At 42.0% G+C, this 24792-nt stretch carries 24 protein-coding genes; 17 read left to right on the forward strand and 7 right to left on the reverse strand.

All coding sequences use genetic code 11. The features are described 5' to 3' along the window. The first annotated feature begins 68 nt into the window (after nucleotides 1–68). A complete protein-coding gene (locus H528_RS12025; RefSeq protein WP_022852439.1) occupies nucleotides 69–806 on the forward strand; it encodes a lysophospholipid acyltransferase family protein in 738 nt (245 codons plus the stop codon). Here H528_RS12025 and H528_RS0100735 read toward each other — a convergent pair. Both H528_RS0100735 and H528_RS12030 read right to left on the reverse strand, forming a co-directional pair. Further along, nucleotides 792–1694 (reverse strand): D-alanine--D-alanine ligase family protein, encoded by a 903-nt coding sequence (locus tag H528_RS0100735; RefSeq protein ID WP_022852440.1) that lies wholly within the window; start codon nucleotides 1692–1694, stop codon nucleotides 792–794. The two genes, H528_RS12025 and H528_RS0100735, sit on opposite strands and share 15 nt — an antisense overlap. Further along, a complete protein-coding gene (locus tag H528_RS12030) occupies nucleotides 1654–2244 on the reverse strand; it encodes an HD domain-containing protein (RefSeq protein WP_169352753.1) in 591 nt (196 codons plus the stop codon). The genes H528_RS0100735 and H528_RS12030 overlap by 41 nt, the downstream gene beginning before the upstream one ends. 377 nt (nucleotides 2245–2621) lie before the next feature. Between H528_RS12030 and dnaA the strand changes: the two genes are divergently transcribed. From dnaA to rseP, 13 genes are all read left to right on the forward strand, one after another. After that, a complete protein-coding gene (gene dnaA, locus H528_RS12035; protein WP_051132456.1) occupies nucleotides 2622–4010 on the forward strand; it encodes a chromosomal replication initiator protein DnaA in 1389 nt (462 codons plus the stop codon). Further along, on the forward strand, nucleotides 3910–5301 hold the full coding sequence (locus tag H528_RS0100750) for an FAD-binding oxidoreductase (RefSeq protein ID WP_022852443.1): 1392 nt from the start codon (nucleotides 3910–3912) through the stop codon (nucleotides 5299–5301). The genes dnaA and H528_RS0100750 overlap by 101 nt, the downstream gene beginning before the upstream one ends. A gap of 365 nt (nucleotides 5302–5666) precedes the next feature. Continuing rightward, nucleotides 5667–7535 carry a TonB-dependent receptor plug domain-containing protein gene (locus H528_RS0100760; protein ID WP_022852445.1) on the forward strand — a complete coding sequence of 623 codons (1869 nt, stop codon included), beginning with the start codon at nucleotides 5667–5669 and terminating at the stop codon, nucleotides 7533–7535. Beyond that, nucleotides 7529–8413 carry an ABC transporter substrate binding protein gene (locus H528_RS0100765; protein ID WP_022852446.1) on the forward strand — a complete coding sequence of 295 codons (885 nt, stop codon included), beginning with the start codon at nucleotides 7529–7531 and terminating at the stop codon, nucleotides 8411–8413. Before H528_RS0100760 ends, H528_RS0100765 begins: the two co-directional genes overlap by 7 nt. After that, nucleotides 8410–9942 (forward strand): ATP-binding protein, encoded by a 1533-nt coding sequence (locus tag H528_RS13865; protein ID WP_022852447.1) that lies wholly within the window; start codon nucleotides 8410–8412, stop codon nucleotides 9940–9942. Before H528_RS0100765 ends, H528_RS13865 begins: the two co-directional genes overlap by 4 nt. Before the next feature lie 159 nt (nucleotides 9943–10101). After that, complete coding sequence (gene rpsB / locus H528_RS0100780; RefSeq protein ID WP_022852448.1) at nucleotides 10102–10950, forward strand: 30S ribosomal protein S2; 849 nt, start codon at nucleotides 10102–10104, stop codon at nucleotides 10948–10950. 33 nt (nucleotides 10951–10983) lie between these two features. Continuing rightward, a complete protein-coding gene (gene tsf, locus H528_RS0100785; RefSeq protein ID WP_022852449.1) occupies nucleotides 10984–11586 on the forward strand; it encodes a translation elongation factor Ts in 603 nt (200 codons plus the stop codon). After that, a complete protein-coding gene (pyrH, locus tag H528_RS0100790; protein WP_022852450.1) occupies nucleotides 11586–12320 on the forward strand; it encodes a UMP kinase in 735 nt (244 codons plus the stop codon). The genes tsf and pyrH overlap by 1 nt, the downstream gene beginning before the upstream one ends. Then, nucleotides 12313–12870, forward strand: coding sequence for a ribosome recycling factor (frr, locus tag H528_RS0100795; RefSeq protein WP_022852451.1), 558 nt, complete (start codon nucleotides 12313–12315; stop codon nucleotides 12868–12870). The genes pyrH and frr overlap by 8 nt, the downstream gene beginning before the upstream one ends. After that, the gene (locus tag H528_RS0100800) at nucleotides 12870–13607 is read left to right on the forward strand and encodes an undecaprenyl pyrophosphate synthase (protein ID WP_022852452.1); all 738 of its coding nucleotides are present in this window, start codon (nucleotides 12870–12872) and stop codon (nucleotides 13605–13607) included. The genes frr and H528_RS0100800 overlap by 1 nt, the downstream gene beginning before the upstream one ends. Continuing rightward, nucleotides 13600–14385, forward strand: coding sequence for a phosphatidate cytidylyltransferase (locus H528_RS0100805; protein WP_022852453.1), 786 nt, complete (start codon nucleotides 13600–13602; stop codon nucleotides 14383–14385). Before H528_RS0100800 ends, H528_RS0100805 begins: the two co-directional genes overlap by 8 nt. Further along, the gene (locus tag H528_RS0100810) at nucleotides 14378–15541 is read left to right on the forward strand and encodes a 1-deoxy-D-xylulose-5-phosphate reductoisomerase (protein ID WP_022852454.1); all 1164 of its coding nucleotides are present in this window, start codon (nucleotides 14378–14380) and stop codon (nucleotides 15539–15541) included. Before H528_RS0100805 ends, H528_RS0100810 begins: the two co-directional genes overlap by 8 nt. Beyond that, nucleotides 15541–16611, forward strand: a complete 1071-nt coding sequence (gene rseP / locus H528_RS0100815; protein WP_022852455.1) for an RIP metalloprotease RseP — start codon at nucleotides 15541–15543, stop codon at nucleotides 16609–16611. Before H528_RS0100810 ends, rseP begins: the two co-directional genes overlap by 1 nt. Here rseP and bioD read toward each other — a convergent pair. Next, nucleotides 16608–17309 carry a dethiobiotin synthase gene (gene bioD, locus H528_RS12045; RefSeq protein WP_022852456.1) on the reverse strand — a complete coding sequence of 234 codons (702 nt, stop codon included), beginning with the start codon at nucleotides 17307–17309 and terminating at the stop codon, nucleotides 16608–16610. The genes rseP and bioD overlap by 4 nt on opposite strands. Further along, the gene (locus H528_RS0100825; RefSeq protein WP_022852457.1) at nucleotides 17306–18037 is read right to left on the reverse strand and encodes a methyltransferase domain-containing protein; all 732 of its coding nucleotides are present in this window, start codon (nucleotides 18035–18037) and stop codon (nucleotides 17306–17308) included. The genes bioD and H528_RS0100825 overlap by 4 nt, the downstream gene beginning before the upstream one ends. A 217-nt stretch (nucleotides 18038–18254) precedes the next feature. Here H528_RS0100825 and H528_RS0100830 point away from each other — a divergent pair, with 217 nt between their 5' ends. Then, entirely contained in the window at nucleotides 18255–18797 is a 543-nt protein-coding gene (locus H528_RS0100830; RefSeq protein WP_022852458.1) for a Uma2 family endonuclease, read from the forward strand. 1 nt (nucleotide 18798) lies between these two features. Here the strand turns inward: H528_RS0100830 and H528_RS0100835 are convergent, their stop codons facing one another. Together H528_RS0100835 and H528_RS0100840 are read right to left on the reverse strand one after the other, a co-directional pair. Continuing rightward, the gene (locus tag H528_RS0100835) at nucleotides 18799–19428 is read right to left on the reverse strand and encodes a pimeloyl-ACP methyl esterase BioG family protein (protein WP_022852459.1); all 630 of its coding nucleotides are present in this window, start codon (nucleotides 19426–19428) and stop codon (nucleotides 18799–18801) included. Next, complete coding sequence (locus H528_RS0100840; protein ID WP_022852460.1) at nucleotides 19409–20995, reverse strand: bifunctional aminoglycoside phosphotransferase/ATP-binding protein; 1587 nt, start codon at nucleotides 20993–20995, stop codon at nucleotides 19409–19411. The genes H528_RS0100835 and H528_RS0100840 overlap by 20 nt, the downstream gene beginning before the upstream one ends. A gap of 183 nt (nucleotides 20996–21178) precedes the next feature. Here H528_RS0100840 and acs point away from each other — a divergent pair, with 183 nt between their 5' ends. Continuing rightward, nucleotides 21179–23272: an acetate--CoA ligase alpha subunit gene (acs, locus tag H528_RS0100845; RefSeq protein ID WP_022852461.1), complete on the forward strand. Its 2094-nt coding sequence runs from the start codon at nucleotides 21179–21181 to the stop codon at nucleotides 23270–23272. Further along, nucleotides 23269–24324 carry a phosphotransacetylase family protein gene (locus H528_RS0100850; RefSeq protein WP_022852462.1) on the forward strand — a complete coding sequence of 352 codons (1056 nt, stop codon included), beginning with the start codon at nucleotides 23269–23271 and terminating at the stop codon, nucleotides 24322–24324. Before acs ends, H528_RS0100850 begins: the two co-directional genes overlap by 4 nt. Here the strand turns inward: H528_RS0100850 and acpS are convergent. Then, nucleotides 24321–24695: a holo-ACP synthase gene (gene acpS, locus H528_RS0100855; protein ID WP_022852463.1), complete on the reverse strand. Its 375-nt coding sequence runs from the start codon at nucleotides 24693–24695 to the stop codon at nucleotides 24321–24323. The two genes, H528_RS0100850 and acpS, sit on opposite strands and share 4 nt — an antisense overlap. Between the last annotated feature and the right edge of the window lie 97 nt (nucleotides 24696–24792).

The raw sequence follows: 24792 nt of genomic DNA on the forward strand, positions 1-24792 counted from the left end.
AAGTAGAAAAAATAAAAAAAATTTGAAGATTTCTATACTCTATTTCTAGGCAACGGATCGGAGTTAAAATGAAAACCTTTAAAAAATTTGAGATTTTTTTGAGAAACTTCACCTTTGCCCTTTATCTTTTGATAACTGTCCCTACCCTGGGAACGCTCATAGTCCTACTTTCGCTCTGCCAGACTGGAAAACGTATCATCCCTAAGATACAGCATTTGTGGCTAAGCAATATGGTGCGCATTGCAGGGGTGCGTCTTGAAGTTCGTGGGCTCGAACACATAAGACCCGAAGAAAATTATGTTTTTGCTGCTAATCACCAGAGCCAATTTGATATCCCGGTAATAGGCACCATACTTCCTCACAAAATTTCCTGGCTTGCCAAAAAAAGCCTTTTTAAAATTCCCTTTTTTGGTTGGGGGCTTTTGGCTGCGGGCTGTGTCCCCATTGATAGAGAAAACCCCCGCAAAGGCCTAGAAAGCCTTATGCTTGCGGTGGAAAAGACCAAAGAAGGCTTTTCTGTTCTCATTTTCCCTGAAGGAACAAGGAGCCCTGACGGAAGACTTCAGCCGTTTAAAGTTGGAGGGTTTATTTTGGCTATAAAAAGCGGGCTTCCGGTTGTTCCTATTGCTATTTGTGGCACCAGAGAAGTGCTTCCCAAAGGTAAACTCTTGCTAAGACCTGGCCTTGTGCGGATAAAAATTTTTCCACCCATTCCCACCAAGGGCCTTACCTTACGGGATAAACACAAATTGGCAGAACTTGTGCGCCTTCGCATAGCAGACGGGCTGAAGTCAGGATGCCGTTAACGCAAACTCAAGGAGTTTTTGCACTAAATCTTTAAAAGAATAACCAGCCACCTTGGCAGCCAAAGGCAAAAGGCTTGTTTCAGTCATTCCTGGAATGGTATTAGTTTCAAGAACGTAGAGCCTTTCTCCTTTGAGGATAAAGTCAGTCCGACTATAATGACGAAGCCTCAAGGCCTTATGGGCCACAAGGGCTTGCCTTTGGGCCTCTTGGGCAATAGTTTCAGGAATTTGTGCTGGGCATATTTCTTCCGTGGCCCCCGGAGTATATTTTGCCTTATAATCAAAGAAAAGATGGCCTTCACCCGGTCTTATCTCCACTACGGGAAGTGCTTCATCTCCTAGTACGCCTACGGTCAACTCAACTCCTTCCAGGTATTCTTCAATAAGCACCTGGTCCTCGAACGAAAACGCTCTTTCCAGCGCAGAAAAAAGTTCTTTTTTATCTTGGACAAGGGTTATCCCCACGCTTGAACCCTGAGAAACAGGCTTAACCACCACCGGAAAAAAATCCAAAGCAGGAATATCTTTTTCTTTTTCAGCAACCACTGCTTTAGGGGTTGCAAGACCTGCCTGGCGATAAAGGATCTTGCTTAAGGCTTTGTCCATGGCAAGGGCGCTTCCAAGGACCCCCGCACCTTGGTAAGGAATCCCAAGAGAATCCAAAAAACCCTGAATAGTTCCGTCTTCGCCCCCTGGGCCATGAAGCACTAAAAAGGCCACGTCAAACTCTTTGGCCCTTTGGGCAAACAAAGGGAGATCTTTGGCAGGATCAAAAACAATTACTTGATGGCCAAGGGCTAAAAGTGCTTTTTTAACCGCATCTGCCCCCTTAAGAGAAACTTCTCTTTCAGGAGAGTTCCCTCCGCAAAGTAAAGCTACTTTGAGCATGATCTAACTCCAATAACCTTTCTGGCCCAAAGGGCAATTTTTTAAAAAGCCTTCTTTCTAGAAGTTTAGTCAAAAAATATAGCCTTTCGATGTTAACAATAGAAGATGGGTTTTTCCCATAGCGCATTTTTAGATCTTCAAAACGTTCTTTTAAGGTGACGATTTTATCGTGCATTACCCTCTTATCTGCGTAATATACGATTTCTTCTTCGCGGATGGGGCTTCCTGGCGGCCCAGGCGTTAAGAAAATGTGTTGGGCAACAATTTTTGCTACTTCAGGATAACCAAGCCTTGTTAATAGCTTAGCGGCTGAAGTGGCGTGATTTTCACCTGTTTTTAGGGAAATATGTTTAGTGACATCGTGCAAAAGGGAAGCTGCTTTAACCAAGGCAAGATCAAGATCCTCCCCAACCGCACAAAGGGCCTCTGTCAAATAACAGGCAACCAAAGAAACTTTTTCACAGTGAGCAATAATATGAGGGGGAACGCCGTTTTCGTGAAGAATTTCATAACATCTTGAAACATCCGGGACGCGGCTAATTTTTTTCATACAGGCCATGTAAAAGCATTTACCCAAAAATCAATATTTCTGCCACTAGATTGTAACTTCCCTTTATATCGTCACGAAGAAAAAAGCTATTTTTTGTAGAAAAAACTAAAAAAATAAAGATTTTACAACTTTTCCTTTTTGTTGAAAAACCTATTAGTTACTATCAACTTACACTAATTTCGAATTAAATTTAAAATAATTAGAAGACTTGCTGTCTTTATCTTTCAGGAAAGATTGCCACTAACCCCTAGTTTTAATGAAGAAAAATGGAAAAGATCCTTGAACATTCATAACTGGCCATATTTTGGGATAATGAATTTTGACCATCGAAAGGATGTCTGGTTAACTTGGCCGCATCCACTACGGAGGGGTCTTCTATGGAAAGACTGTGGGAAGCGATACTGGACACTTTGCGTAACATACTTCCTGAAGCAAGTTTCAGGGTTTGGATAAAACCCCTAAAATTTTTAAGCTTAGACGGAAACCACCTGATTATCGCTTGCCCCAACCAGTTTAGCCTTGATTGGATTAAGGAAAATTATCTTCCATATTTTGAAGAAGCCCTTAAATCACAAAAGATTTCCTTAAAAATCAAATTCAAGGTGATAGAAGAATCTTCCCCTCCCATTATTCAGGCAGAGCTTCCTTATGACCCCACAAGGCTTATTGGCAGAAAGCTATCAAAGCGCTTTACTTTTGAAGAATTCGTGGTGGGAGAATGCAACAGACTTGCCTATGCCACTTGTTGGGCCATTGCTAATAAAGCCCCTGATAGCCCGATAATTTATCTTTGTGCCGGAACAGGTCTTGGCAAAAGCCATTTAAGCCAGGCTATTGGAAACCATCTCTTACAACATCCTTCTAAGGGGAAAATTTGCTATCTTACCGCGCAAGATTTTACCGCCCACGTGGTTAAGGCCTTGCGGCAAGATCGTTTGGAAGATTTCAAAGAAAAATTGCGCCACGGGCTTGAAATCCTTATGCTTGAAGAGGTACATCGGTTTTCAGGTAAAGATTTTACCCAAAAAGAATTAGCGCTAACCCTGGATTATCTTTACGATCTTGGGAAAATAGTTGTCTTTACGGCGAATCGCCCCCCTCAGGAAATAGAAAAACTAGACGAAAGTCTGCGCAGCCGTTTTCAGGCAGGGGCCATCATAAAAATTAATCCCCCTGATTATCAGACCCGCTTAAACATTATTAAACGCAAGGCCAAAAAACAGGGGATTACCCTCTCAGAAGAGGTAACAGAATTTCTTGCAAAAAATTTACGAGGCGATATCAGGCAAATAGAAAGCGCTATTGTGGGTTTGGTGGCGCGTTCAAGCCTTTTGCGTGAGCCCATAACGCTTGCTTTAGCTCAGGAACTGGTACAAGAAATAGCACCTCAGACCCCCGCGCTTACCAAAGATTTTATCGTTGACCTTGTTTGCAAACATTTCAGGGTAAGTCGGGAAGAACTTTTTTCGCGCAAACGAGAAAAAAAGATCGCCTTTCCCAGGCAGGTAGCCATGTATCTGTGTCGGCGTTTTACTGACGAAAGCCTCCAGTCTATCGGAAAGTTATTTAACCGCGACCATGCCACGGTAGTTTATGCCGTAAAAAATATAGACAAAAAAATAAGCCAGCCAGGCTCACTTAAATACCAAATAGAGTACCTTTGCCGTGAAATCGAAGAATACACTCAACCCACTAAACAAAACGATCACAAAAGAATTACGCAAGATTCTGGGCAAGAGGCTGCTTACCTCGAGAGAAGATTGTAAGGCTTATGCGTGCGATAGTTCGCCTGAGTCTTTTTTACCAGATGCAGTAGCTTTGCCAGAAACTGCTGATGAGGTTGCTAAAATACTTGCCCTTGCCCAAGAATACCGTTTTCCAGTAATTCCTCGAGGTGCAGGAACAGCTACTACCGGGGCTTCTCTTGCATCCAAAGGAGGTCTTATCCTTTCGCTCTTGCGTTTAAACCACATCTTAGAAATAAACGAAGAAGACCTGGTGGCCGTGGTAGAGCCCGGGGTTTTTACTGGAGATTTCAAGCGAGAGGTAGAAGCAAGGGGGCTTTTTTATCCCCCAGATCCTGCCAGCTATGAATTTTCGACAATCGGTGGAAACGTGGCCTGCGGTGCTGGCGGGCCTAAAGGGCTTAAGTATGGAACAACCAAAGACTACGTCTTAGGGCTTGAGGTAGTCCTACCAGGGGGAGATAGATTATTCGTTGGCCGCCGCACCATGAAAGGAGTGGTTGGCTATGATCTTGTCCATCTTTTAACCGGCTCAGAGGGTACTTTGGCAGTTATTACAAAATTGATTCTTAAGCTTATTCCCAAGCCGCCTTTTGAGGGAACCGTAGCAGCCTGGTTCTCGGGGCCTAAGGAAGTTGCAGAGGCCTTTCTCAAAGTATTACAAGAGGGACTCTTTCCCGCTACCGCAGAACTTCTTGATGAAACAACACTTTCCGCGGTGAAAAACTTTTTGCCGGAAAAAATTCCTGAAAAGGCAAAAGCGCTTTTGTTGCTAGAGTTTGATGGAGCTAAAAAACAGGTAGAAGAAGATATTTCTATAGCTGAGAAAAAACTTAAAGAAATTTGCCTTAAAGTTGAAATAGCTTACCGAAAAGAAGATCGTGAAAAACTCTGGCTGGCAAGACGTAGCATCTCTCCTGCACTTAAGCAAATAGCTAATGGGAAAATTGCAGATGATGTAGTTCTTCCGCGCAGCAAAGTACCTTTCCTTCTCGAGTTTGCTAAGCAAAAAGGTAAAGAGAAAGGGCTTTTTGTGGCTTGTTTTGGTCATTTAGGTGATGGAAATATTCACGTAAATATCATTTTTGATAAAAAAGACTTAAGCCAGTTAGAAAAAGCCAAAAAATTGCGCGAGGAAATACTCTCAGAGGTGCTTAGACTTTCAGGAACAATTTCTGGAGAGCACGGTATCGGTTTAACCAAAAAAGGCTATTTGCCAAAAGAGCTAAGCCCCGCGGGGCTAAGTATCATGAAAGAAATTAAGAAAATTTTTGATCCTTATAGCATTCTTAATCCGGGAAAAATTTTTTAAATAGATTCCTAGCTTCTTGGGGGAAAAATGAATCTCACCACTAATTTCTTTAAGGATAATACCGAAAAATTGTTAAGAATTGACTTAAAAAGAATTGGCAAAAGTCTTTATTGGATACAAAAATGAAGAGCGTACTTTTTTACTTAACGTTCCTAGGGGAGCGAGCTCTTGCTTGTCCTTCTGAGGTAGATTCGTTTAAGAATCCGTTCCTATTTTTCGGAACGAAAAATAGGAACAGCTCCCCTTACGTTGTATTACCGAGCCCTGCAATTTTGCAAAGGTGTAATAAAAACTTTACATAACCTAAGAATTTTTATATAGGGAATTTTGATTGCTTTAATTTTAAACACCAAAAGGTCTTGAATATGTCACGACACATATTTTGTGTATTATGTCTCTTTTTTTTGTTTTTAAACGCTCAAAATGTATGGTGCTATGAGCCGCTTTTAGAAGAAAAAAAACTCCAAGAGATAGTCTCTGCCGCACGACACGAAACTATTTTTTCGCAAGAGCCCGGGACTTTATCTGTCATTACAGCAAAAGATATAGAAATTTTAAATCCCCCAGACCTTTTGTGGGTTTTACGCTATCTACCAGGGGTTTTGCTGGAATATACCTCTACAGGCTACGCCAATATCATTTTGCGTGGTGGTGTAGCCATGTTCCCACCAATATCAATTCTTTTGGATGGGCGTCCTTATAACATCGAAGCGATTGGGATAACGGTTTGGCCATTTTTGTTGCTTGATCCTTCAGAAATTGAACGTATTGAATTGGTTCGTACCCCGGCATCAGTTCATTTTGGCTCAAACGCCGTAACAGGCGCCATAAATGTAGTTACCAAAACACCGGAAGAAATAAGAAAAAATAAAATAAATGTAATACTAGGAACACAAAGCTATAGGAAAGAAATAGGAATATTTAAAGAAGAGTTTTCTCCTTGGCATATCTATGCATTTCTTGGGCATGAACACATGGATGACTATGAACAAGACAAGCTTAATATGGAACGTCTAATGGCTCGCTTATCCGCAGCTCGTTTGACTAAACTTGGTACAGCTCGTATTGATATTGGATTATATCACGGCGACTTAAATAATTTATACCATTTAAACCTATTTAACATTGGACAAGGCACAATATTGAATGCCAAAAATGTAAATCACTGGGGGGCTAGAATATCTCTTGAAGGTCCTTCTTATTTTTTAAGATTCTCTAATTTTTTAGCAGATGGGTATTTAGACTTTTCGGGCTTAGACGTAAAAAAACAATATTATAAACAAGGAGATTACTTAATAGAAGCAGAAAAAACTTTCTATTTTTACAAGCAAAGATTAAATTTAGGATTAAATGTAGAATACGTTACCGTAAATGCAGATTTCTTAGACAACGAATATCAAACCAGATTTGCCTTTTTTGGGGAAGATTTTATTAGCCTAAATAAAAAGGTTTCCTTAATAGTTGGAGCTCGCATAAACTATAACCCAATATCAGATTTTTTTATTTCTCCCAGAATATCTTCAATCATAAATCTATCGAATAATTTATCATTCCGATACACTTTTACAAAATCTTTTGGCAATCCGACAATTTTATTTAGCAATATAAATGTCAAAAATTTCAGTGTTAGACAGCAAAATTATCCTTACGATCTATTGATAAACATTCAAAAAGAAAGTGATCCAGATTATTTAAAGCAAGACGCCCATGAAATAACTATTAATATAAAGAACGGCAAAAACTATTTATTGATATCTGGATTCATTTACAACTTGAAAAATATTATGAATTATGAAAGCAAATTTAACTTCCCACAAATTGAGTTTATTCCTGTAAAATATAAAAAGGAGATTAAGGGATTTGACATAGAATATAAACACAGGACCTCAAGTAATATAAACCTAAGATTAAACTATGAATACACATATGTAAAAAATAAAACTATATCGTCAACAAGAAAAGAATTTCCAAGACATTTATTGTCAGGCTTATTAATTTTCAGGAATAAGAAAATAAGTTCTTATATTGGAGCAAATTATTTCAGCGAAAAGGAAGAAAATAACATCCTTATTAAGGATTTATTCTATTTAGACATGGGATTAAATTATCAGATAAATAAAAATTTCAAACTTAGCATGCAAATTTTAAACGCACTAAAAGAAACAAACATAAATACGGAATTTGGAACGAAATTAGACAGACGCATTTTTGTAGGAATTGAATTCAAATGGTAAACAGAAAATTTTTATTTTTATTAATAATTTATAGCATTATCGTAATAATTATACCACGTGTAACATATGCAGAAATTATTGCTATAGTTCCTCATGAAACATACTACATTTACGCTTTGAAAAAGTTCGAAAATAAACTTAAGGAAAAGGGTATAAATATAGATAAAATCATAACTGAGACCGATTTAATATTAAGCCAAGGTCAAAACACGTTTCTCCTTACTCTTGGTAGCCAAACAACCAAAAAATTTATTAACCGTAATATCAATTTATTCTTTTTTATGACAGCAGATATTACAATATTTGACAGCATCGTAAAAAAAACAAAGAAAAAAAATATTGCTGGAATTTTTTACATAGCGGACATTAATAAAAGATTAAATATTATAAAAAAATTATTTTCAGAACCATGTTCCATAGCGCTAATTTATTCTCCAAATAGTAGATTATATGCCAAAAAGATCCAAGAAATTTCAGAAAAAAAACAAATCAAATTATCCTTATATTTGACAAATTATGACGGATTTTCGGATACACTTTATAAAGCTATAAGAGAAAACGGAATTTTTTGGATGATTCCAGATTCTAGCTTATATGATTATTCTAATATTAAATTAACATTAGTTACTGCTGTTAAATTCGGAAAACCTGTTATAACCTTTTCGCCTGTTTTTTTGGAGGGAGGAGCTTTTTTGAGTTACAAAATAGATACAGATAAATACATCGACCAAGCAGTCAAAAATTTTTATAATTGCTATATAGGAAGAGATTGCAACATAGAATTTGCAGAAAATTTTAAGATCATCATAAACAAAAATTTAGCTAAGTTTTGGAAGATTAAAATTCCTACAGATCAAAAAAATATTATCTTAAAATGAAGGAATTTTTTGATTTTAAAAGTATTTATTTTCGCTTTGCTTCCTTGGTATTGATTGCCATCATGTCTTGTTCCATTTTCTTGACCAGTCTTTATGTCTTTTTTAAGAACAGAACCTATTGGAAAAATCAGACAGTTATATTACAGCAAATAGCTAAATCATTAGAAGAAAACATAAAATATTATTTACCGTTAAATAAAAAACAGGAATTAAAAAATATATTTAAAACTTATATCGGAATCGCTGGTATTAGCAATATAGCCCTTTTTAAAGGGGATCAATTAATTGTTAGTGTTAAAGATTTACCTCATAAAAAAGCTATTATAAATTGCAAGGAAAATAAACTAGTATGGCACAATGATCACTTACACTTTAAAGTCAACTTTACTATTAATATTCCCAAAACAGAAAACATTGAATCTTTAATCCTGAATCCTTTACCTCAAAATCTCCGTAAAACTCAAAAGTATTCACTTTGTTTTATCATATCTGGAAAAGCAGTCAAAAAAGAATTTTGGAGCACAATATTTCTTTCAATCATCATAGGAGCTTTGGCTACTTTAATTGTCAGTGTAATTGCATTATTAATGATAAAAAAGATTACAATGCCTTTAAAGAGGGCAACAGAAGACTTAATCAAGATTGCTGACGGAAAACTAGCTGAAATTGAAGAAAATATCTTGAAAAGCGATATAAAAGAAATACAAGAGTTAGCCCAAGCCTTCGATAAGATGGTAACTGCTTTAAAAAATAAAGAGGAAATGGTAAGAAAAGAAATCCAAGGCTATGTTGATGAGCTAGAAAGAAAAAACAAACAGTTACAACATACAATTAATGAATTAAAAGAAAGTCAGGAACAATTAATACAGGCTGAAAAACTGGCAGGTCTCGGCATCATTGTTGCTGGAATTGCCCACGAGATAAATAATCCCCTTCAAGTTATAAATGGTTACTGTGAAATTCTTATGAACAAAGAAGATGATTCCAAAAAAATTGAACAATTAAAACGCATTCAGGATCACGTTCTAAGAATTAAGAAGATTACAGAATCCTTGGTAGAATATTCTAGGAAAGAGAAAAATCTTGCCCCAGTTAGCCTTAAGGAAGTAATTCAAAGCGCTATTGAAACTGTAAGCTTATCAGAAAGAACAAAAGCTGTTGTGTTTGATATAGATGTGGAGGTCAATAACTCAAAAGTTCTAGGACGGAAAACAGAATTACAACAAGTTTTTGTAAATCTCTTTCTAAATTCTATCCAGGCTATGAAAGGAAAAGGTAAAATAATTGTCAAAGCTAAAAAGAAAGACGGCTTTATCTACATCAAGGTAAAAGATACAGGTCCAGGGATCCCTGAAGAGCATCGTAAGTATATTTTTGATCCTTTTTTCACTACGAAAGAACCCGGAGAAGGCACTGGCCTTGGGCTAAATATTGTTTATCGGATTATTATGAGACACAGGGGTTATATTCGAGTATGCGATAACGACCCCGGAGCCACCTTTGAAATTATTTTGCAGGCGTGCGACTAAAAGAATTTTTGATTTTGTAACATCAAAAGCTTGCCTAATTTTCTTCTTCGGTGTTAAATACCCGCAAAACTCACGCCCGTATTAAGGGTGGTTGGGTGTTCGCATGCATGCGAATTGGCCACCTTGAGGGCGGAGGATAAACCCAAAGGAGGTACTTTTATGTCAAGGCTTACCATGAAACAGCTTCTTGAAGCTGGTGTCCACTTTGGGCACCAAACCCGCCGCTGGAACCCAAAGATGAAACCTTTCATTTTTGGGGAAAGAAACGGTATCCACATTATTGACCTTCAACAAACAGTCAAACTATTCGATGTAGCTTACGATTTTATCGTAGATACCGTGGCTAACGGAGGGAAAGTTCTTTTTGTGGGGACCAAACGTCAGGCCCAGGATACTATCAAAGAAGAAGCTGAGCGCTGCGGTATGTTTTACGTAAACCACCGTTGGCTTGGCGGCACTCTAACCAATTTTCGCACTATAAGAAGAAGTATTGAAAAATTAAAACAACTTGAAGAGTGGTTTGAAGACGGCACCATTGAACGTTTCCCCAAAAAAGAACGCTTAAAGCTTGAAAGGCTTAAGCAAAAACTCGAACGCAACCTTGGCGGAATCAAAGAAATGGAAGACCTTCCTCAGGCAATTTATATTGTTGACCCCAAAAAAGAACACATTGCCGTGCTTGAAGCTCGTAAACTTGGTATTCCTATTGTGGCAATTGTTGACACCAACTGCGACCCTGACCTTATCGACTACATTATCCCTGGAAACGATGATGCCATCAGGGCCATTAAGCTAATAACCAGCAGGATTGCGGATGCCTGCCTTGAAGGAAAATCCTTCTGGGAAGAAAAACTTCAGGCGGAGACAGACAAAGAAATCGAAGCCGAAATGATGGAAGCAGCAGAAGGAGAGGCTGAAGAAGCTGAAAAGCTTGCTGAAGAAATAGTCTCAGAGGCCCTGGCAGAAACAGAATCAGAGACTGTAACCCAGGCTGAACAAAACCAGTAAAGCAAGTCAAGCAAAAAGTTAAGGAGGAGGAAAATGGCTGAAGTAACCATGGATATGATAAAAAAACTGCGGGAAAAAACCGCAGCTGGCTTTATGGACTGCAAGAAAGCCCTTGAAGAAGCAGGCGGTGACATGGAAAAAGCTGTTGACCTATTGCGCCAGAAAGGCCTTGCGGTGGCAGCCAAAAGAGCAGGAAAGGCCACCAAAGAGGGCGTAATTGCCGCTTATATCCATGCCAACAAAAAACTCGGCGCTATGGTTGAGGTTAATTGCGAAACAGATTTTGTGGCACGCACCGAGGAGTTTCAACAGTTTGCTTATGATATTGCCATGCATATTGCCGCGGCTAACCCTCTTTGCGTAGCCCGGGAAGACTTACCAGAAGAAGTGATAAACCGCGAAAAAGAAATCTATATTGCTCAGGCCAAGGAAAGCGGCAAACCCGAAAATGTCATCGAAAAAATCGTTCAGGGCAAAATGGAAAAGTTTTACAAGGAAGTGACTCTCCTTGAACAACCCTTTGTTAAAAACCCTGACCTTACTATTCAGGATTTGCTCAATGAACTCATGTCCAAAACAGGTGAACGCATCCAAATTAGGCGTTTTGCCCGTTTCCAAGTAGGTGAGGAAGAATAATGGCTGAGGAGGTGCCGCGATATAAGCGAGTTCTTCTTAAGCTTAGCGGTGAGGCCCTTATGGGCCGCGCCGCTTATGGCATTGATCCTGCTCTCCTTTCCTCTCTAGCCCAAGAATTAGCAAGCCTTAAAAAGTTCGAAATAAAAACCGGCATTGTCATTGGTGGTGGCAATATTTTTCGTGGTATTTCGGGTGTAGCCCAGGGTTTTGACCGGGTGCGTGCAGACCAAATGGGAATGCTTGCCACGGTACTAAACGCCATCGCTTTGGGTGAGGCTCTGGGTCAACACGGAGTCCCTACTAAAATCCTTTCGGCCTTTGAAATAAAAGGTGTGGTAGAAGCCTTTGTACGGGAAAATGCCCTTGATTATCTCGAAGAAGGCTATTTTTTGGTTTTCGCGGCAGGGACAGGGTGCCCTTTTTTCACCACAGACACCGCCGCAGTGCTGAGGGCCCTTGAAATAAAAGCTGAAGTAATGCTTAAGGCCACCAAGGTCGATGGTGTCTATTCTAGCGATCCTATGAAAGACCCAAAGGCCCAGAAATTTGATCATCTTTCCTATGAAGAAGTATTGGAAAAAAACTTAAGGGTTATGGATCTTACCGCCATCTCCCTTGCCCGTGACAATAATTTACCTTTGATTGTTTTTAGCATGCAGAAAAAAGGAAACATTATCAAAGCTGTATGCGGAGAAAAAGTGGGAACGCTTGTGGGAGGTGAGCCACATGATTAAGGAACTTTTAGACGATGCCAAACGCCGCATGGCAAAGTCTGTTGAGAATTTTAAAGACGAAATCGCCCGTATTCGCACGGGGCGAGCTTCGGTAGCACTCCTTGATGGCATAAAAGTCGATTATTACGGCACTCAAATGCCGCTTAATCAGATGGCCACTATTAGCGTGGCAGATGCTCGTCTTATCGTTATTCAGCCATGGGATGTTTCTGCCATTGGCGCCATTGAGAAGGCCATCCAGCGCTCAGAACTGGGTTTAAACCCGGTAAATGATGGCAAGGTGATTCGGATCTCTGTTCCCCCTCTTACAGAAGAACGCCGCAAAGAGCTGGTAAAGATGGTTCGCAAGATCGCCGAAGAAGCCCGTATCGCCGTAAGAAACATCCGCCGCGACGTACTTGATGACCTAAAAGAACTTAAAAAAGAAGGCGAAATCTCTGAAGACGATTTTTACCGGGCCCAGGATCAGCTCCAGAAGATAACCGACGAATACATTGGCAAAATCGAAAAGATTTTGGAACAAAAAGAAAAAGATATTATGACTGTTTAATGATAGCAGGTCTTGACCCCGCAAAAATTCCAGCACACGTCGCCATCATAATGGACGGAAATGGCAGATGGGCCAAAGCTCGTCATCTGCCCCGTGTAATGGGGCATCGTGAAGGCATGAAATCTGTACGCGCGGTAATTGAAACCGCCCGCAAGGTTGGCGTAAAAGTGCTCACCCTTTATGCTTTTTCCAAAGAAAACTGGCAGCGCCCCAAAGATGAAGTCTCTTTTTTGATGAAGCTTCTTTCAGAATATTTGCAAAAAGAAGTAGATGAACTCCACGAAAAAGACGTTCAAATTCGTGCCATCGGTGAGATAGAACTTCTTCCCGCAAATGTCTTAGAACTTCTTAAGGCTGCTATTGAAAAAACCGCCAAAAACCAAGGGCTAATACTTAACCTTGCGTTGAGCTACGGAGGGCGGGCTGAAATTGCCCAGGCTGCACGGCTCATTGCTCAGGCGGTTTTAAAGGGAGAGCTTAAACCCTCTGAGATTGACGAGGCGCTTTTTGCCCGTTTTCTTTACACTAAAGACCTGCCCGACCCGGACCTGCTTATCCGCACAAGTGGTGAGATGCGGCTTTCAAATTTTTTGCTTTATCAAACCGCTTATACCGAGCTTTATTTTACAGAGACCCTTTGGCCTGATTTCCGCGAAGAGGAATTTATAAAGGCCCTTAAAGATTACCAGCGCCGTGAAAGGCGTTTTGGAAAAATCAGCGAACAAATCCATGGATAAAGCACGTATCTTAACCGCAGCAGTCCTTCTACCTCTTCTTATTTTAGCCATTTTAAAAGGGCCGCCTTTTTTATTACTTGCTTTGGCCCTTCTTGCGGCTTTGATAGCCTGGCACGAATATGCAGGTATGGCCGCCCTTCCCTCTCAGTTGCTATGGCCAGGGTGCTTAGGCCTTATCATAAGTTTTTTGATTATCTGGCAAAAAGGCCCGGTACTTGCCCCTGGAATATGGCTTGGCTTTTTTCTCTTTATGCTTCTTTTTTTAAGGAGATACCAGGCCCCCCAACACCAGCAAGAATTAATAAAGGCCCTTTTTGGGTATATTTATGTGCTCCTAGGATTTTCTCATCTTTTTCTCGTGCTTACTCTTCCTGCCGGGCGCTCATGGTTTTTATGCTTAATCGCGGTAATTTTTGGCACTGATACCGGGGCTTACTATGCGGGAAGAATCCTGGGGAAACACAAGCTTTCACCTTTTATCAGCCCTAAAAAGACCTGGGAAGGAGCCTTTGGGGGGACTTTTCTTGGCATCTTATTGGGATTGAGTCTAGGTCTTTATTTCAAACTTGCTTCAGTTTATTTTTTAATACCGATATTTTTATTGGTTTCTGTAGTTGGCCAAATAGGAGACTTATTTGAATCCATTATTAAACGGGGTTTTGGGGTTAAAGATTCAGGACGCCTTTTGCCAGGCCACGGAGGAATACTTGACCGCACAGATGCCCTTATTTTCGCGGCACCACTTTTTTACTGGTTAATGGTGTGGACTCATGGCTAAAAAACTTGCTGTTTTAGGCTCAACCGGCTCTATAGGACGCAATTCTTTAGAAGTCGTCGCCAATTTTCCTGAGCGTTTTGAGATAATCACCCTTGCTGCAGGAGAGAATATCAAGCTTTTAGCAGAACAAGCGCACAAATTTAGGCCCAAGCAGGTGGCCTGCAAAAACGAACACCTTGCTAAAAAGCTAAAACCCCTTTTACCAAAGGGCGTCAAACTCGTTTCAGGAAAAGAAGGCGTTATATCCTGTGCCACCCACGAAGAGGTCGAACTGGTTGTCTCAGCCATTGTGGGAGCAGCAGGCCTTTTGCCCACCTTTGCCGCGGTGGAAGCAGGCAAGGACCTTGCCCTTGCCAACAAAGAATCCCTTGTCATGGCAGGGGAGCTTCTCATTAAAGAAGCTGCTAAGCGAGGCGTTAAAATTCTTCCCGTTGATAGCGAGCATGCGGCTATTTTTCAGTGTTTGCAGGCGGGCAGAAAAGAAGACGTATCGCGGCTTATCCTTACTGCTTCAGGCGGGCCTTTTAGGGAACTTCCTAAGGAAGATTTTCCTAAAGTAACCCCTGAGAAGGCCCTCAAACACCCCAACTGGCAGATGGGGGCAAAGATCACTATAGACTCAGCTACCCTTATGAACAAGGGGCTCGAAGTCATTGAGGCCCACTTTTTATTTGAGATGCCCCCGGAAAAAATAGAAGTAGTAGTGCATCCCCAGAGTATTGTTCACTCTATGGTTGAGTTTGTTGACGGTTCGGTAATCGCTCAGCTCAGCCTCCCAGATATGCGGCTACCTATTGCTTATGCACTCTCTTATCCCGAAAGATTATCTCTTCCCTATCCTAAGCTTAACTTAGTAGAGCTTGGCAAACTCACCTTTGAGGCCCCAGACCTTGAACGATTTCCGTGTCTATCACTTGCTTATAAAGCTTTAGAGCTAAAAGGCTCAGCTCCTGCGGTTTTAAACGCCGCAAATGAAATTGCCGTAGAGGCTTTTTTAGAGGGTCGTTTAAGCTTTGATAAAATACCGCTGGTGGTCGAAGAGACACTTAAGCGGGCTGATATAAAACCTTGCTTTTCCTTGGATGAAGTTATAAATGCCGATATATTTGCTAGAATAATTGCCCATCAAATCATAGACGAACTGGAGAGGCGCTAATGCACACAGCCTTGGCGGTCATAATTGTCCTGGGAGTTTTGATATTTTTCCATGAGCTGGGCCACTTCTTAATGGCAAGACTTGTGGGAGTGAGAGTCCTGGTATTTTCCTTGGGATTTGGCCCCAAAATATTTGCCTGGGAAAGGGGGGGCACGGAATATCGTCTTTCGGCCATTCCTTTGGGGGGCTATGTCAAACTTTTAGGTGAAAGTGTAACTGACGAATTATCACCTGAAGAAATTCCCTACTCTTTTGCCCATAAACCCTTACGGGATAAAGCTTTGATTGTCGCCGCAGGGCCTATTGCCAATTTCGTGCTTGCCTGGATCTTTTTTGTGCTGGTCTTTACCTTCCAAGGAAAGCCCATTTACCTACCTGAAGTAGGCAAAGTTTTGCCTGACTCTCCTGCTGCTCAGGCAGGACTTAAGCCAGGAGACATGATCATCGCTGTTGATGGAAAGCCTGTGAGTACCTGGAAAGACCTAAACGACATTATCAAGCACAGTAACGGAAAACCCCTTAAGCTGACCATCAAACGCGGAGAAAAAGAATTAGTCGTCACTATCAAGCCTCAGATAAGAGAAGTAAAAAACATCTTCGGCGAAACCATTAAAACTCCTCTCATTGGCGTTGTAGCAGGTGGTAAAACCAAATTCGAAAAGATAAACCCCGCCAAGGCCTTAATAGAAGCCGCTGTGATGGTCTTTGCGCTGATCAAGCTAACCCTTTTGTCTATTGTCAAGCTTATAGAACGCGTGCTTCCTTTATCAACTTTAGGGGGGCCTATTTTTATTGCCAAGCTTGCTGGGGAACAAGCACAGGCTGGGGTCTGGGCGTTAATCTCCTTTATGGCCATTCTTTCGGTCAACCTCGGGGTGCTAAATCTTCTTCCCATTCCCATGCTTGATGGTGGTCATCTATTCATGTTTGCTATTGAAGGGATTATCGGCCGTCCTATTCCAGACCGCGCTAAAGAGATGGCCATGCGTGTTGGGTTTGCCTTGCTCATTATGTTGATGATCGTTGTTTTTTATAACGACATTTTACGACTGCTTGGCAAAAGCGGCTAAAAAGCCTGCAATTCAAAGCGCGGGCTAAAAATCTTTAGAAGAAAATCCCTGGCTTTTTCAGCCAAAGGGGTAGATATCTGGCCTTCTATTTTGGGCATCAGTAAAACATGCTCAAGCTCACAGAGCCTCATTATGTCTTCAAGGCTTTTTTGGGCAATTATTTCATCTTTGGCAAAGCATAAGTTGTAGATTAAGCCGGCCACGTAAAGGCCCCTTTGTTTAAGGGCGTTGACGGTGAGCACCGTATGGTTGATAGTGCCAAGGCGCGCTGCTGATACTACGAACACCGGGCAGGCCAGAAGAGAAATAAAATCAAGCATGCTCTCTTCTTTGGTAATGGGAACGTAAAGTCCTCCAGCGCCTTCGATCAGCACTACCTCAAAGTCTTTGGCAAGTCTTTCGGAAGTTCGCTTTAAGTGCAAAATGTCTATTTTTTTACCCTCAAGGGAGGCAGCAGTTTCAGGGGCTGCAGGAAACTCAAAAACATAAGGCGAAGTAAGTTTTAAAAGCTCAGGGGGATCAGGAGACCAGCCGGTTAATTTGCGGTGCATAAAAAGATCTTCTGGACAGTCCGCCCCTGTTTGGACAGGCTTTTGGGTGATGACTTTTTTTCCCAATAGCTCAAATCCTTTGGCCAAAAGGGCTGTGGCATAAGTCTTTCCAATGCCTGTATCAGTTCCGGTAACAAAAAAAATCATTTTTTCCTCCAGATCATAATGATAGGTTCAAAGGTAAGAGGAAGCCCCTCTGAAGTACGCAGGGCCTGGTATTTCATCTCCCAGGTCTTAATTTCTTTTAGTGACCATTTGGACTCAAGGTGCCCCATGGCTCCAGTTTCCCTTACGTGGCGCAAGGCTTCTTTAGGGGTGGCAAAGTAAATAGTCTCAACCCAGGCCTCTTCCCAAAGGGGTTCAAAAAAGGGAGGCTTAAGCCCTAAAATTTGCCTCATAGTAAGCAAACCTGGAGGCGTTTGGCGATGGGAGAATTCCTGCATGGTTTTCGGGCCAAAAGTGCTAAAAGCTAGGATTCCCCCAGGAAGCAATAATTTTCCTATGGCTTCAAATGCCTTCTTAGGATTTAAAAACCATTGAAAAGTTGCGTTTGAAACCACCAGCGAAAAGGTGTTTTTCCTGAAACAAAGGCTTTCGCCGTCTGAAGCTACAAAAAAAACCGAAAGTCCTTCAAAAAAGGGGGCACATTCTTTTACCAGGTCCGTAACAAAGTACTTTTCAGGGCTAAACTTTTTAAGAAACATACGGGTAAAGAGTCCGGTTCCCGCGCCAATTTCAAGAACTTTTCCCTGAGTGTCAAAAGACTTAAGCCTTAAAAGAAGCCTTTCCGCCATTTTTTTCTGGACATGGGCTTCTTTTTCATAGGTATAAAGAGATCTTAGAAAACGTTTTTTAACTAATTCTTTATTAGGCATGCTAACCTTGTTCCCTTTTTTATCGCTCGCAATAGGTTATTAAGATAGTCAACATTTTGCGACCTTTGCAAAATCTCTGGATCAGTTCTTGTTTCTCGTTCCGAAAAAAATGGGTACTGGTCCTACGAAGATTTTGGCAATTTAGCAAAGGTCTTTAGAGTAAAAAAGCTTTTTAAGCCTTAAACATTTGACTATATTTTTAGAGGAAGGAGCCTAAATGACGCTGCCAAAGTTTGAAGAAAAATACACTGTTGATGACTACATGCGCTGGCAGGGAGACTGGGAGCTTATCGAAGGAGTTCCCTATGCCATGGCTCCTTCTCCCCGAGGCAGGCACCAGCTTGTTTGTTTGCTTATTTCAACTCAAATAGAAGAAAAGTTGCGCACCTGCGAAGAAAAATGTTTTGTCTTGCCTGAGCTTGACTGGATAATTGATCAGGAAACCGTGGTAAGGCCCGACCTTGTTATCATCTGTAAAGAAGTCCGTGAACACCTAAAAGAAACCCCCCTTGTGGTAATAGAAGTTGTTTCACAAAATAGTGCCCGGCGGGATGAAATTCTTAAATTTGCCCTTTATGAAAGGGAAAAAGTCAAATATTACGCCCTTGTCTATCCTGAACTTAGGAAAGCACGCATTTTTCTCTTAAAAGATGATAAATATACCAAGGTCTTTGATGGTGATGAGGGCTCATTTGAATTTGACGATCTCCCCTGCCCTTTTACCATTGATTTTTCGCGTCTCTGGCAAAGGAGTTATTAATCTAACCTAAAAGCTCACTTAATGAAAAACGGTAAAACGGAAAGTGACTTGCAGAAATTTTTCTTGTCTTAACGCCCGTTTGATTCCAGAAACGCTCTTGATTTTTTGCCGGGATAATACGATCTGAAGAAGTTACTATTGCCTTTGCGTTTTCAGGAAAAAAAATTTTTTGCTCTTTTATGGCTTCAAGCTCTTCGATTATCTGGGAATGTATACGTTTTGGCCTGTTTTTCATAAAAAGATAGAAGTCTTTTTCCTCATCAAACATGTTGCGATAAAAGGCTAAGAGGGTTTTTTCGCTGTCTTTTTTTAGGGCCCAAAGGGTGGCGTCAAATACCCTTGGGGGGATACCGTAACGCGCGTGATAGATTGCCCCTGTACCTGCCACGCACAAAACATTTTCGTGGAACTTAAGCGCCACGGGCACTCCGCTCGACCAGGCCAAAATTTTTATGCTTTTATATCCTCTTGGTAAAGATGGTGGTTTTATTTTGCGGTAATCGTAGATAAAAAGAACATCAAAGGGTTCTTTAACAAAAACAGGCACAAAGGGGCTTTCATCCATGCCCCAACCTAGATAAAAGACTAGAAGTTTTTCTGCGTTTTCCTTTTTAAAGAGCCTTTCTTTCACTTAACCCCAGCTTTTTAATTACTTCTTCCACGAGCTCTTCCACAGGCCTGGTAGTTTCAAGGACAAGAAGCCTTTCTTCGGGAATTTCACTTGGAGGCTCAAAGACTTCTTTTTGCTTGACATAGATTTCCCAGCGGCCATCAGAAGGCTCACCTTCTTTTTTAGCCCTTTCTTCAAAGCGTTTTTTGATAATTTCGTCAGGAGCAACACATTGCACCCAGAGCCAATCAATCCCGAGGTCTTTTATTTGTTCAAGTATAGTGGCTCGCAGGGCTTTGGAACGATAAGTGGCATCAAGCACCACATCACGGCCGGTGCCCAAATCCGCCACAGCATAGGAAGCCATAGCCTCATAGGTTTTTTGGGTCATCTCTTCGCTATAAATCCCCTTGCCAAATGGTTCGTAAACGTGCTCCTCTGGAGGAATTTCAAGCATGCGTTTACGCACAATGTCTGAATTGTAATAGTTAGCAAGAAGGCGCTCAGAAAGGACTCTTGCCAGGGTGCTTTTCCCTGTCCCCGAGAGCCCAAAAACTACGACAAGAATGGGGCTCCCCCCTGCATAAAGATACGCAAGGTCAAAATAGCGCTTAGCAGCAGCAAGGTTTGTTTCTTTGGTTTTTTCGTCCACCTCAGGGGAGGCCCAGGTAAAACAGCCGATTTTGCCGCGCACGTAAGCCCGGTAACACTTGTAAAAGTCTAGTAGCTCAAGAAGGCCTTGGTCTCCTGAGAGTTTTACATATTTTTCGATAAAATATCCGGAAAAGTCTTTTAGCTGGTGAAAGTCAAGGTCCATAGCCAGAAAGGCAAGGTCCTGGGCTACGTCTCCGCAGCGAAACCGGTCGTTAAACTCAATGCAATCAAAGATATAGACCTTATTTTGGGGTTCATCAAAGCAAATATTGGCAGAGTATAAGTCTCCGTGGCCATCACGAATAAAGCCCCTGGCCACACGTTCTTCAAAAAGTTTTTTATTTTCTTCCATAAAGGTGTTTGACCAGTTCACTATAAAATCATAACGATGACGCGCCAGGGCTTTTCCCACAAAATCTTTGGTCTGGGTAAAATTTTCATTCACGTTAAAAGAAATGGTCTCAAGGGAGCCGTACTTGTTAACCTCAGGGCCTGTTTCTGCTTCCTGGTAAAAGGGAACGAGCTTGTCAACGATAAGGTCTATGTGCTTTAATTTCAGGCGGCCTTCTTTGATAAGACGGCCCATCATGCCCTCTTCGGGCATGCGTTTCATTTTAACCGCCCATTCCACCGGCTCTCCTTCCCCTTCGAAAAAGGCTTTATCGTTTTGCTCAACTACAGGAACAACCCCTAGGTATATTTCAGGACAAAGTCTGCGGTTTAGCTCCACCTCGCGTTCACAAAAAAACTTACGCTTTTCAAGGGTGGTAAAATCAAGAAACCCAAAATCAACGGGTTTTTTTATCTTGTATACGAGATCATCTGCCAAAAAGACATAAGAAATATGCGTCTGGAGAAGTTTTATTTCCTCGGGATGGTGCGGATAGGCCTCTTTTTTAAGCAATTTCTGGATTAGTGGTGGCAGGTTGGCCATAAAAAATTTCCTCCATTAAGCAGTTTATGAATTATTAACAAAGCCCAAAACAGATAGCAATTTTGATTTTTACAGGAGCACAAAACAGATGAATCCCATCAAAATGTAAAACTTTTGTGCTTGACACTTATTTAAGAATTGCCGATGTTTTAATTGATTAAAAAATTTTATCGTGAGGCTTCCGTGCTGGATTTTTTCTTTAAGCCTAAAACAGTAGCAGTTATCGGGGCGTCTAGAGAACCAGGTAAAGTAGGCCATGATGTCTTGCGCAACCTTCTGGACTTTAATTTTCCAGGTCATATTTTTCCTATCAACCCCAAGGCAGATGAGATTTTGGGGCTTAAGGCTTATCCTTCCATTCTAGAGGTGCCTGAAGATGTAGATTTGGTGGTGATCGCTGTGCGCGCTCCTTTTGTGCCAGAGGTGATTGATCAATGTGGTCAAAAGGGAGTTAAAGCTGCAGTGGTTCTTACCTCTGGTTTTAAAGAGACAGGGCTTGAAGGAGCCAAGCTTGAAAAAAAACTTGTAGAGACAGCCCGTTCTCATGGTATCCGCATAATTGGTCCAAATTGTCTGGGAATTCTCGACACTTATAGCCGTTTAAATGCCACTTTTGCAGGGCTTAAACCTATCAAAGGCGAAATTGGCTTTTTTTCGCAATCAGGGGCCCTTTGTCTCGCGGTACTTGAGTGGTCTAAGGCAGAGAAGATCGGTCTTTCACGTTTTGTAAGCCTTGGTAACAAATGCGACGTAAACGAGATCGAATGCCTACGCATGCTTGCGGAAGACCCTCATACCAAAGTGATCATGGGTTACATCGAAGGAATTACTGATGGCCGGGCTTTTACCGAAGTGGCCTGCGAAGTTGCTCGTGAAAAACCCGTGATCATCTTTAAAAGCGGTACCACCGCGGCCGGGGCAAGGGCTGCGTCTTCCCACACGGGATCTCTTGCTGGCTCAGAGCAGGCCTTTGAAGCTAGCGTTAAAAGATCAGGTCTTATCCGTGCCAAAACCCTGCGCGAGTTCTTTAACCTGGCCCTTTATTTTGCCTTTATGCCGCCCCTTGCCGGGCCATACTTAGGAATTGTTACAAACTCTGGCGGCCCAGGCATTGTAGCTGCTGATGCCTGTGAAAACTCAGCCCTTGAGCTCCCTTCCCTTTCAAGCGAAACCGTAGAAAAACTGCGTAAAGTGCTTCCTCCATACGCCTCTTTTTATAACCCGGTTGACATCACCGGAGATGCCGATGCTGCCCGTTACGAAAAAACCCTTGAAGTGCTTATCGAAGACCAGCGTTTAAACGGGCTTCTGGTCATTCTTTCCCGTACAGCTACAGTTAACCCCGATGAAGTTGCTGAGATTCTCACAAAAGACAAAGCCCAAAAGCCCATAGTAGCCTGCTTTCTTGGCGAAGAAAGTGTCAAAAAGGCAAGAAAAAAACTGCTCAAAGGAAAAGTGCCTCATTATGAGTATCCAGAAGAGGCGGTAAAAGTGCTTGAGAAGGCCTGGCTTTACGAGTGGTGGCGCAAGAAGCCCCCTGCCAAGGTGAAAAAATTAAAAGTAAATTTCAAACAGGTGGCTGAGACGCTTCAAATAGTAAGAAGCGAAGGCCGCAGTCATCTACTTGACCATGAAGTCAAGCAGATACTAGAAGCTTATGGTTTCGTTTTTCCCAAATCCTTGGTAGCACGCACCACAGACGAAGCTATCCTAGCTGCCAAAGTAATCGGCTACCCTGTGGTGCTAAAAGTTCTTTCCCCGCAAATTCAGCACAAATCAGACGTAGGGGGCGTAAAAGTCAACATCAGAGATGAAGAAGAGCTTATCAAGGCTTTTGAGGAAATAATCATAAACGTGCGCAAGCGGCTTCCTGGCATAAGCGTGCTGGGGGTTATTGTCCAGGAGATGGCTCCTAAAGGCAAAGAAGTTATCGTGGGATTCATAAGGGACCCTCAGTTTGGGCCTTTGGTTATGTTCGGTTTGGGTGGCATTTACGTAGAAGTCCTAAAAGACGTTACTTTTCGTCTGGCTCCTTTGGCAAAAGAAGAAGCCCTTGAGATGATCAGAGAAATCAAAGCTTATCCCGTGTTAAAAGGGATAAGAGGGGAGCCAGAGGTTGACATGGATTCCCTGGCCAGGGCTATAGTCTCCATGGGACAACTTGCAGCAGATTTTCCTGAATTAAGCGAAGGAGAGGTGAATCCTCTTATTGTTGGCCCTAAAGGGCAAAAAACTATAGCAGTAGATGCGCGTTTAAGCTTAGGGGGAGAAAAATGAGCATTATCTATGTTTGCTCTACAGCTGGTTTCTCAGGAAAAACGCTCACGTTGTTGGGCTTAGGGCAATTTTTGAAAAGAAAAAATATTTCGTTTTCTTACCGCAAGCCTGTGGGTAACAGACCCGTTTATGAAGACGGGACTATCGTAGATGACGATGCCTATTTCCTCAACCGGGTTTTTGAATTAAACGTTCCTCTTTCAGAACTCTCTGCAGTAATGCTTACTCAGGACGTGGTGGTTAAGGCCTATCAAAAAAAGCTTGAGCCCATGTTACCCAAAGTGGCTGATTTTATTAAAAAAGCCAAACACAACGTAGATGTTTTGCTACTAGGAGGCTACGGAAGCATTTATTCAGGCGAATTCATGGGAATTTCTGGGGTAGAGATTGCAAAGAGCGTACAGGCTAAGGTCTGTCTTGTGGTGCGTTATGAAGGGGAATGGGTGGTGGATTATGTGCTCAAAGCCATGCATGATTTTTCGGGGCTAAAATTGGGAGTAGTTTTTAACGATCTTCGGGAAGAGCACTTTTACAACTATCGGGACTTAATCAGGCCTTACCTTGAAAGCGAAGGGATTACGATTTTGGGTGAGCTACCCCATCACGGCAAACTTGCCGCGGTTTCTGTAAAAGACCTGCGGGAGTATCTTGGGGCACGCCTCCTGGGGCACACTGGCGAAGAACGCCTGGTGGAAAACTTCCTGATCGGTGGCATGCAGGTTGATAAAGCCATTCAGTATTTCAGGCGCATGCCTAATTTTGGCGTAATTGTTGGTGGCGACCGCTCTGATATTCAACTTGCCGCTATTGAGACCGGTGCCGTATGTCTTATCCTAACCGGCGGTCTTTATCCTAATGAAATTATCCTTGCCAAGGCAGAAGAAAACAAAGTCGCCATCCTGGTGGTGGAAGAAGACACTTATACCGTTGCCAAGCGTACTGAGCGGTTGCCTGCCCAGGCCCGTATAAGGCACCCTGAAAAACTAGCCTGTGCCTTTGAGGTTACGGCGCGCTACCTTAACGAAGAAAAACTCAAGGAATTTTGGGCCTAGCCTTCTATTATTACGACGGCCGTGGCGTAAAGCCTCTCATGCGAAAGGGAAACATGTATCTTTTTCCCGCCAAGGGCGGAAAATCGCAAAAGTGCACGACCATAAAGCCTCATATAAGGCTTGCCAGAAGGTGCGTGGAAAACTTCCATCTCGCGCCAGGACACCCCGCGAAGACCTGTCCCCAGGGCCTTAGAACATGCTTCTTTAGCGGCAAAATAAGCCGCCACATAAGGTGGCAGGTATCTTTTGTGGGAGATAGCTTTTTTTTCTTCTTCGGTAAGGATGCGATCCAGAAAACGCCTGTGATAAAGGGAGAGGACTTTTTCGATTCTCGGCACCTCAACAAGATCTATTCCAAGCCCTAAGATCATCTCAAACCCTCTTCTGGCATATCTTTAGAGACCTTTGCAAAATTTGCGAGATCAGTGCTGGATCCGTTCCTATTTTTCGTTCCGAAAAATGGGAACG

Source organism: Thermodesulfatator atlanticus DSM 21156, assembly GCF_000421585.1.
GTDB classification, from domain to species: domain Bacteria; phylum Desulfobacterota; class Thermodesulfobacteria; order Thermodesulfobacteriales; family Thermodesulfatatoraceae; genus Thermodesulfatator; species Thermodesulfatator atlanticus.

Coding starts and splice junctions, on each gene's coding strand:
- acpS (WP_022852463.1), bottom strand. CDS start 24,695: ATGATCTTAGGGCTTGGAATAGATCTTGTTGAGGTGCCGAGAATCGAA.
- dnaA (WP_051132456.1), top strand. CDS start 2,622: ATGGAAAGACTGTGGGAAGCGATACTGGACACTTTGCGTAACATACTT.
- H528_RS0100765 (WP_022852446.1), top strand. CDS start 7,529: ATGGTAAACAGAAAATTTTTATTTTTATTAATAATTTATAGCATTATC.
- tsf (WP_022852449.1), top strand. CDS start 10,984: ATGGCTGAAGTAACCATGGATATGATAAAAAAACTGCGGGAAAAAACC.
- H528_RS0100800 (WP_022852452.1), top strand. CDS start 12,870: ATGATAGCAGGTCTTGACCCCGCAAAAATTCCAGCACACGTCGCCATC.
- H528_RS0100805 (WP_022852453.1), top strand. CDS start 13,600: ATGGATAAAGCACGTATCTTAACCGCAGCAGTCCTTCTACCTCTTCTT.
- H528_RS0100850 (WP_022852462.1), top strand. CDS start 23,269: ATGAGCATTATCTATGTTTGCTCTACAGCTGGTTTCTCAGGAAAAACG.
- H528_RS0100840 (WP_022852460.1), bottom strand. CDS start 20,995: ATGGCCAACCTGCCACCACTAATCCAGAAATTGCTTAAAAAAGAGGCC.
- H528_RS12030 (WP_169352753.1), bottom strand. CDS start 2,244: ATGAAAAAAATTAGCCGCGTCCCGGATGTTTCAAGATGTTATGAAATT.
- H528_RS13865 (WP_022852447.1), top strand. CDS start 8,410: ATGAAGGAATTTTTTGATTTTAAAAGTATTTATTTTCGCTTTGCTTCC.
- rpsB (WP_022852448.1), top strand. CDS start 10,102: ATGTCAAGGCTTACCATGAAACAGCTTCTTGAAGCTGGTGTCCACTTT.
- pyrH (WP_022852450.1), top strand. CDS start 11,586: ATGGCTGAGGAGGTGCCGCGATATAAGCGAGTTCTTCTTAAGCTTAGC.
- H528_RS12025 (WP_022852439.1), top strand. CDS start 69: ATGAAAACCTTTAAAAAATTTGAGATTTTTTTGAGAAACTTCACCTTT.
- frr (WP_022852451.1), top strand. CDS start 12,313: ATGATTAAGGAACTTTTAGACGATGCCAAACGCCGCATGGCAAAGTCT.
- bioD (WP_022852456.1), bottom strand. CDS start 17,309: ATGATTTTTTTTGTTACCGGAACTGATACAGGCATTGGAAAGACTTAT.
- H528_RS0100735 (WP_022852440.1), bottom strand. CDS start 1,694: ATGCTCAAAGTAGCTTTACTTTGCGGAGGGAACTCTCCTGAAAGAGAA.
- rseP (WP_022852455.1), top strand. CDS start 15,541: ATGCACACAGCCTTGGCGGTCATAATTGTCCTGGGAGTTTTGATATTT.
- H528_RS0100825 (WP_022852457.1), bottom strand. CDS start 18,037: ATGCCTAATAAAGAATTAGTTAAAAAACGTTTTCTAAGATCTCTTTAT.
- H528_RS0100810 (WP_022852454.1), top strand. CDS start 14,378: ATGGCTAAAAAACTTGCTGTTTTAGGCTCAACCGGCTCTATAGGACGC.
- H528_RS0100760 (WP_022852445.1), top strand. CDS start 5,667: ATGTCACGACACATATTTTGTGTATTATGTCTCTTTTTTTTGTTTTTA.
- H528_RS0100830 (WP_022852458.1), top strand. CDS start 18,255: ATGACGCTGCCAAAGTTTGAAGAAAAATACACTGTTGATGACTACATG.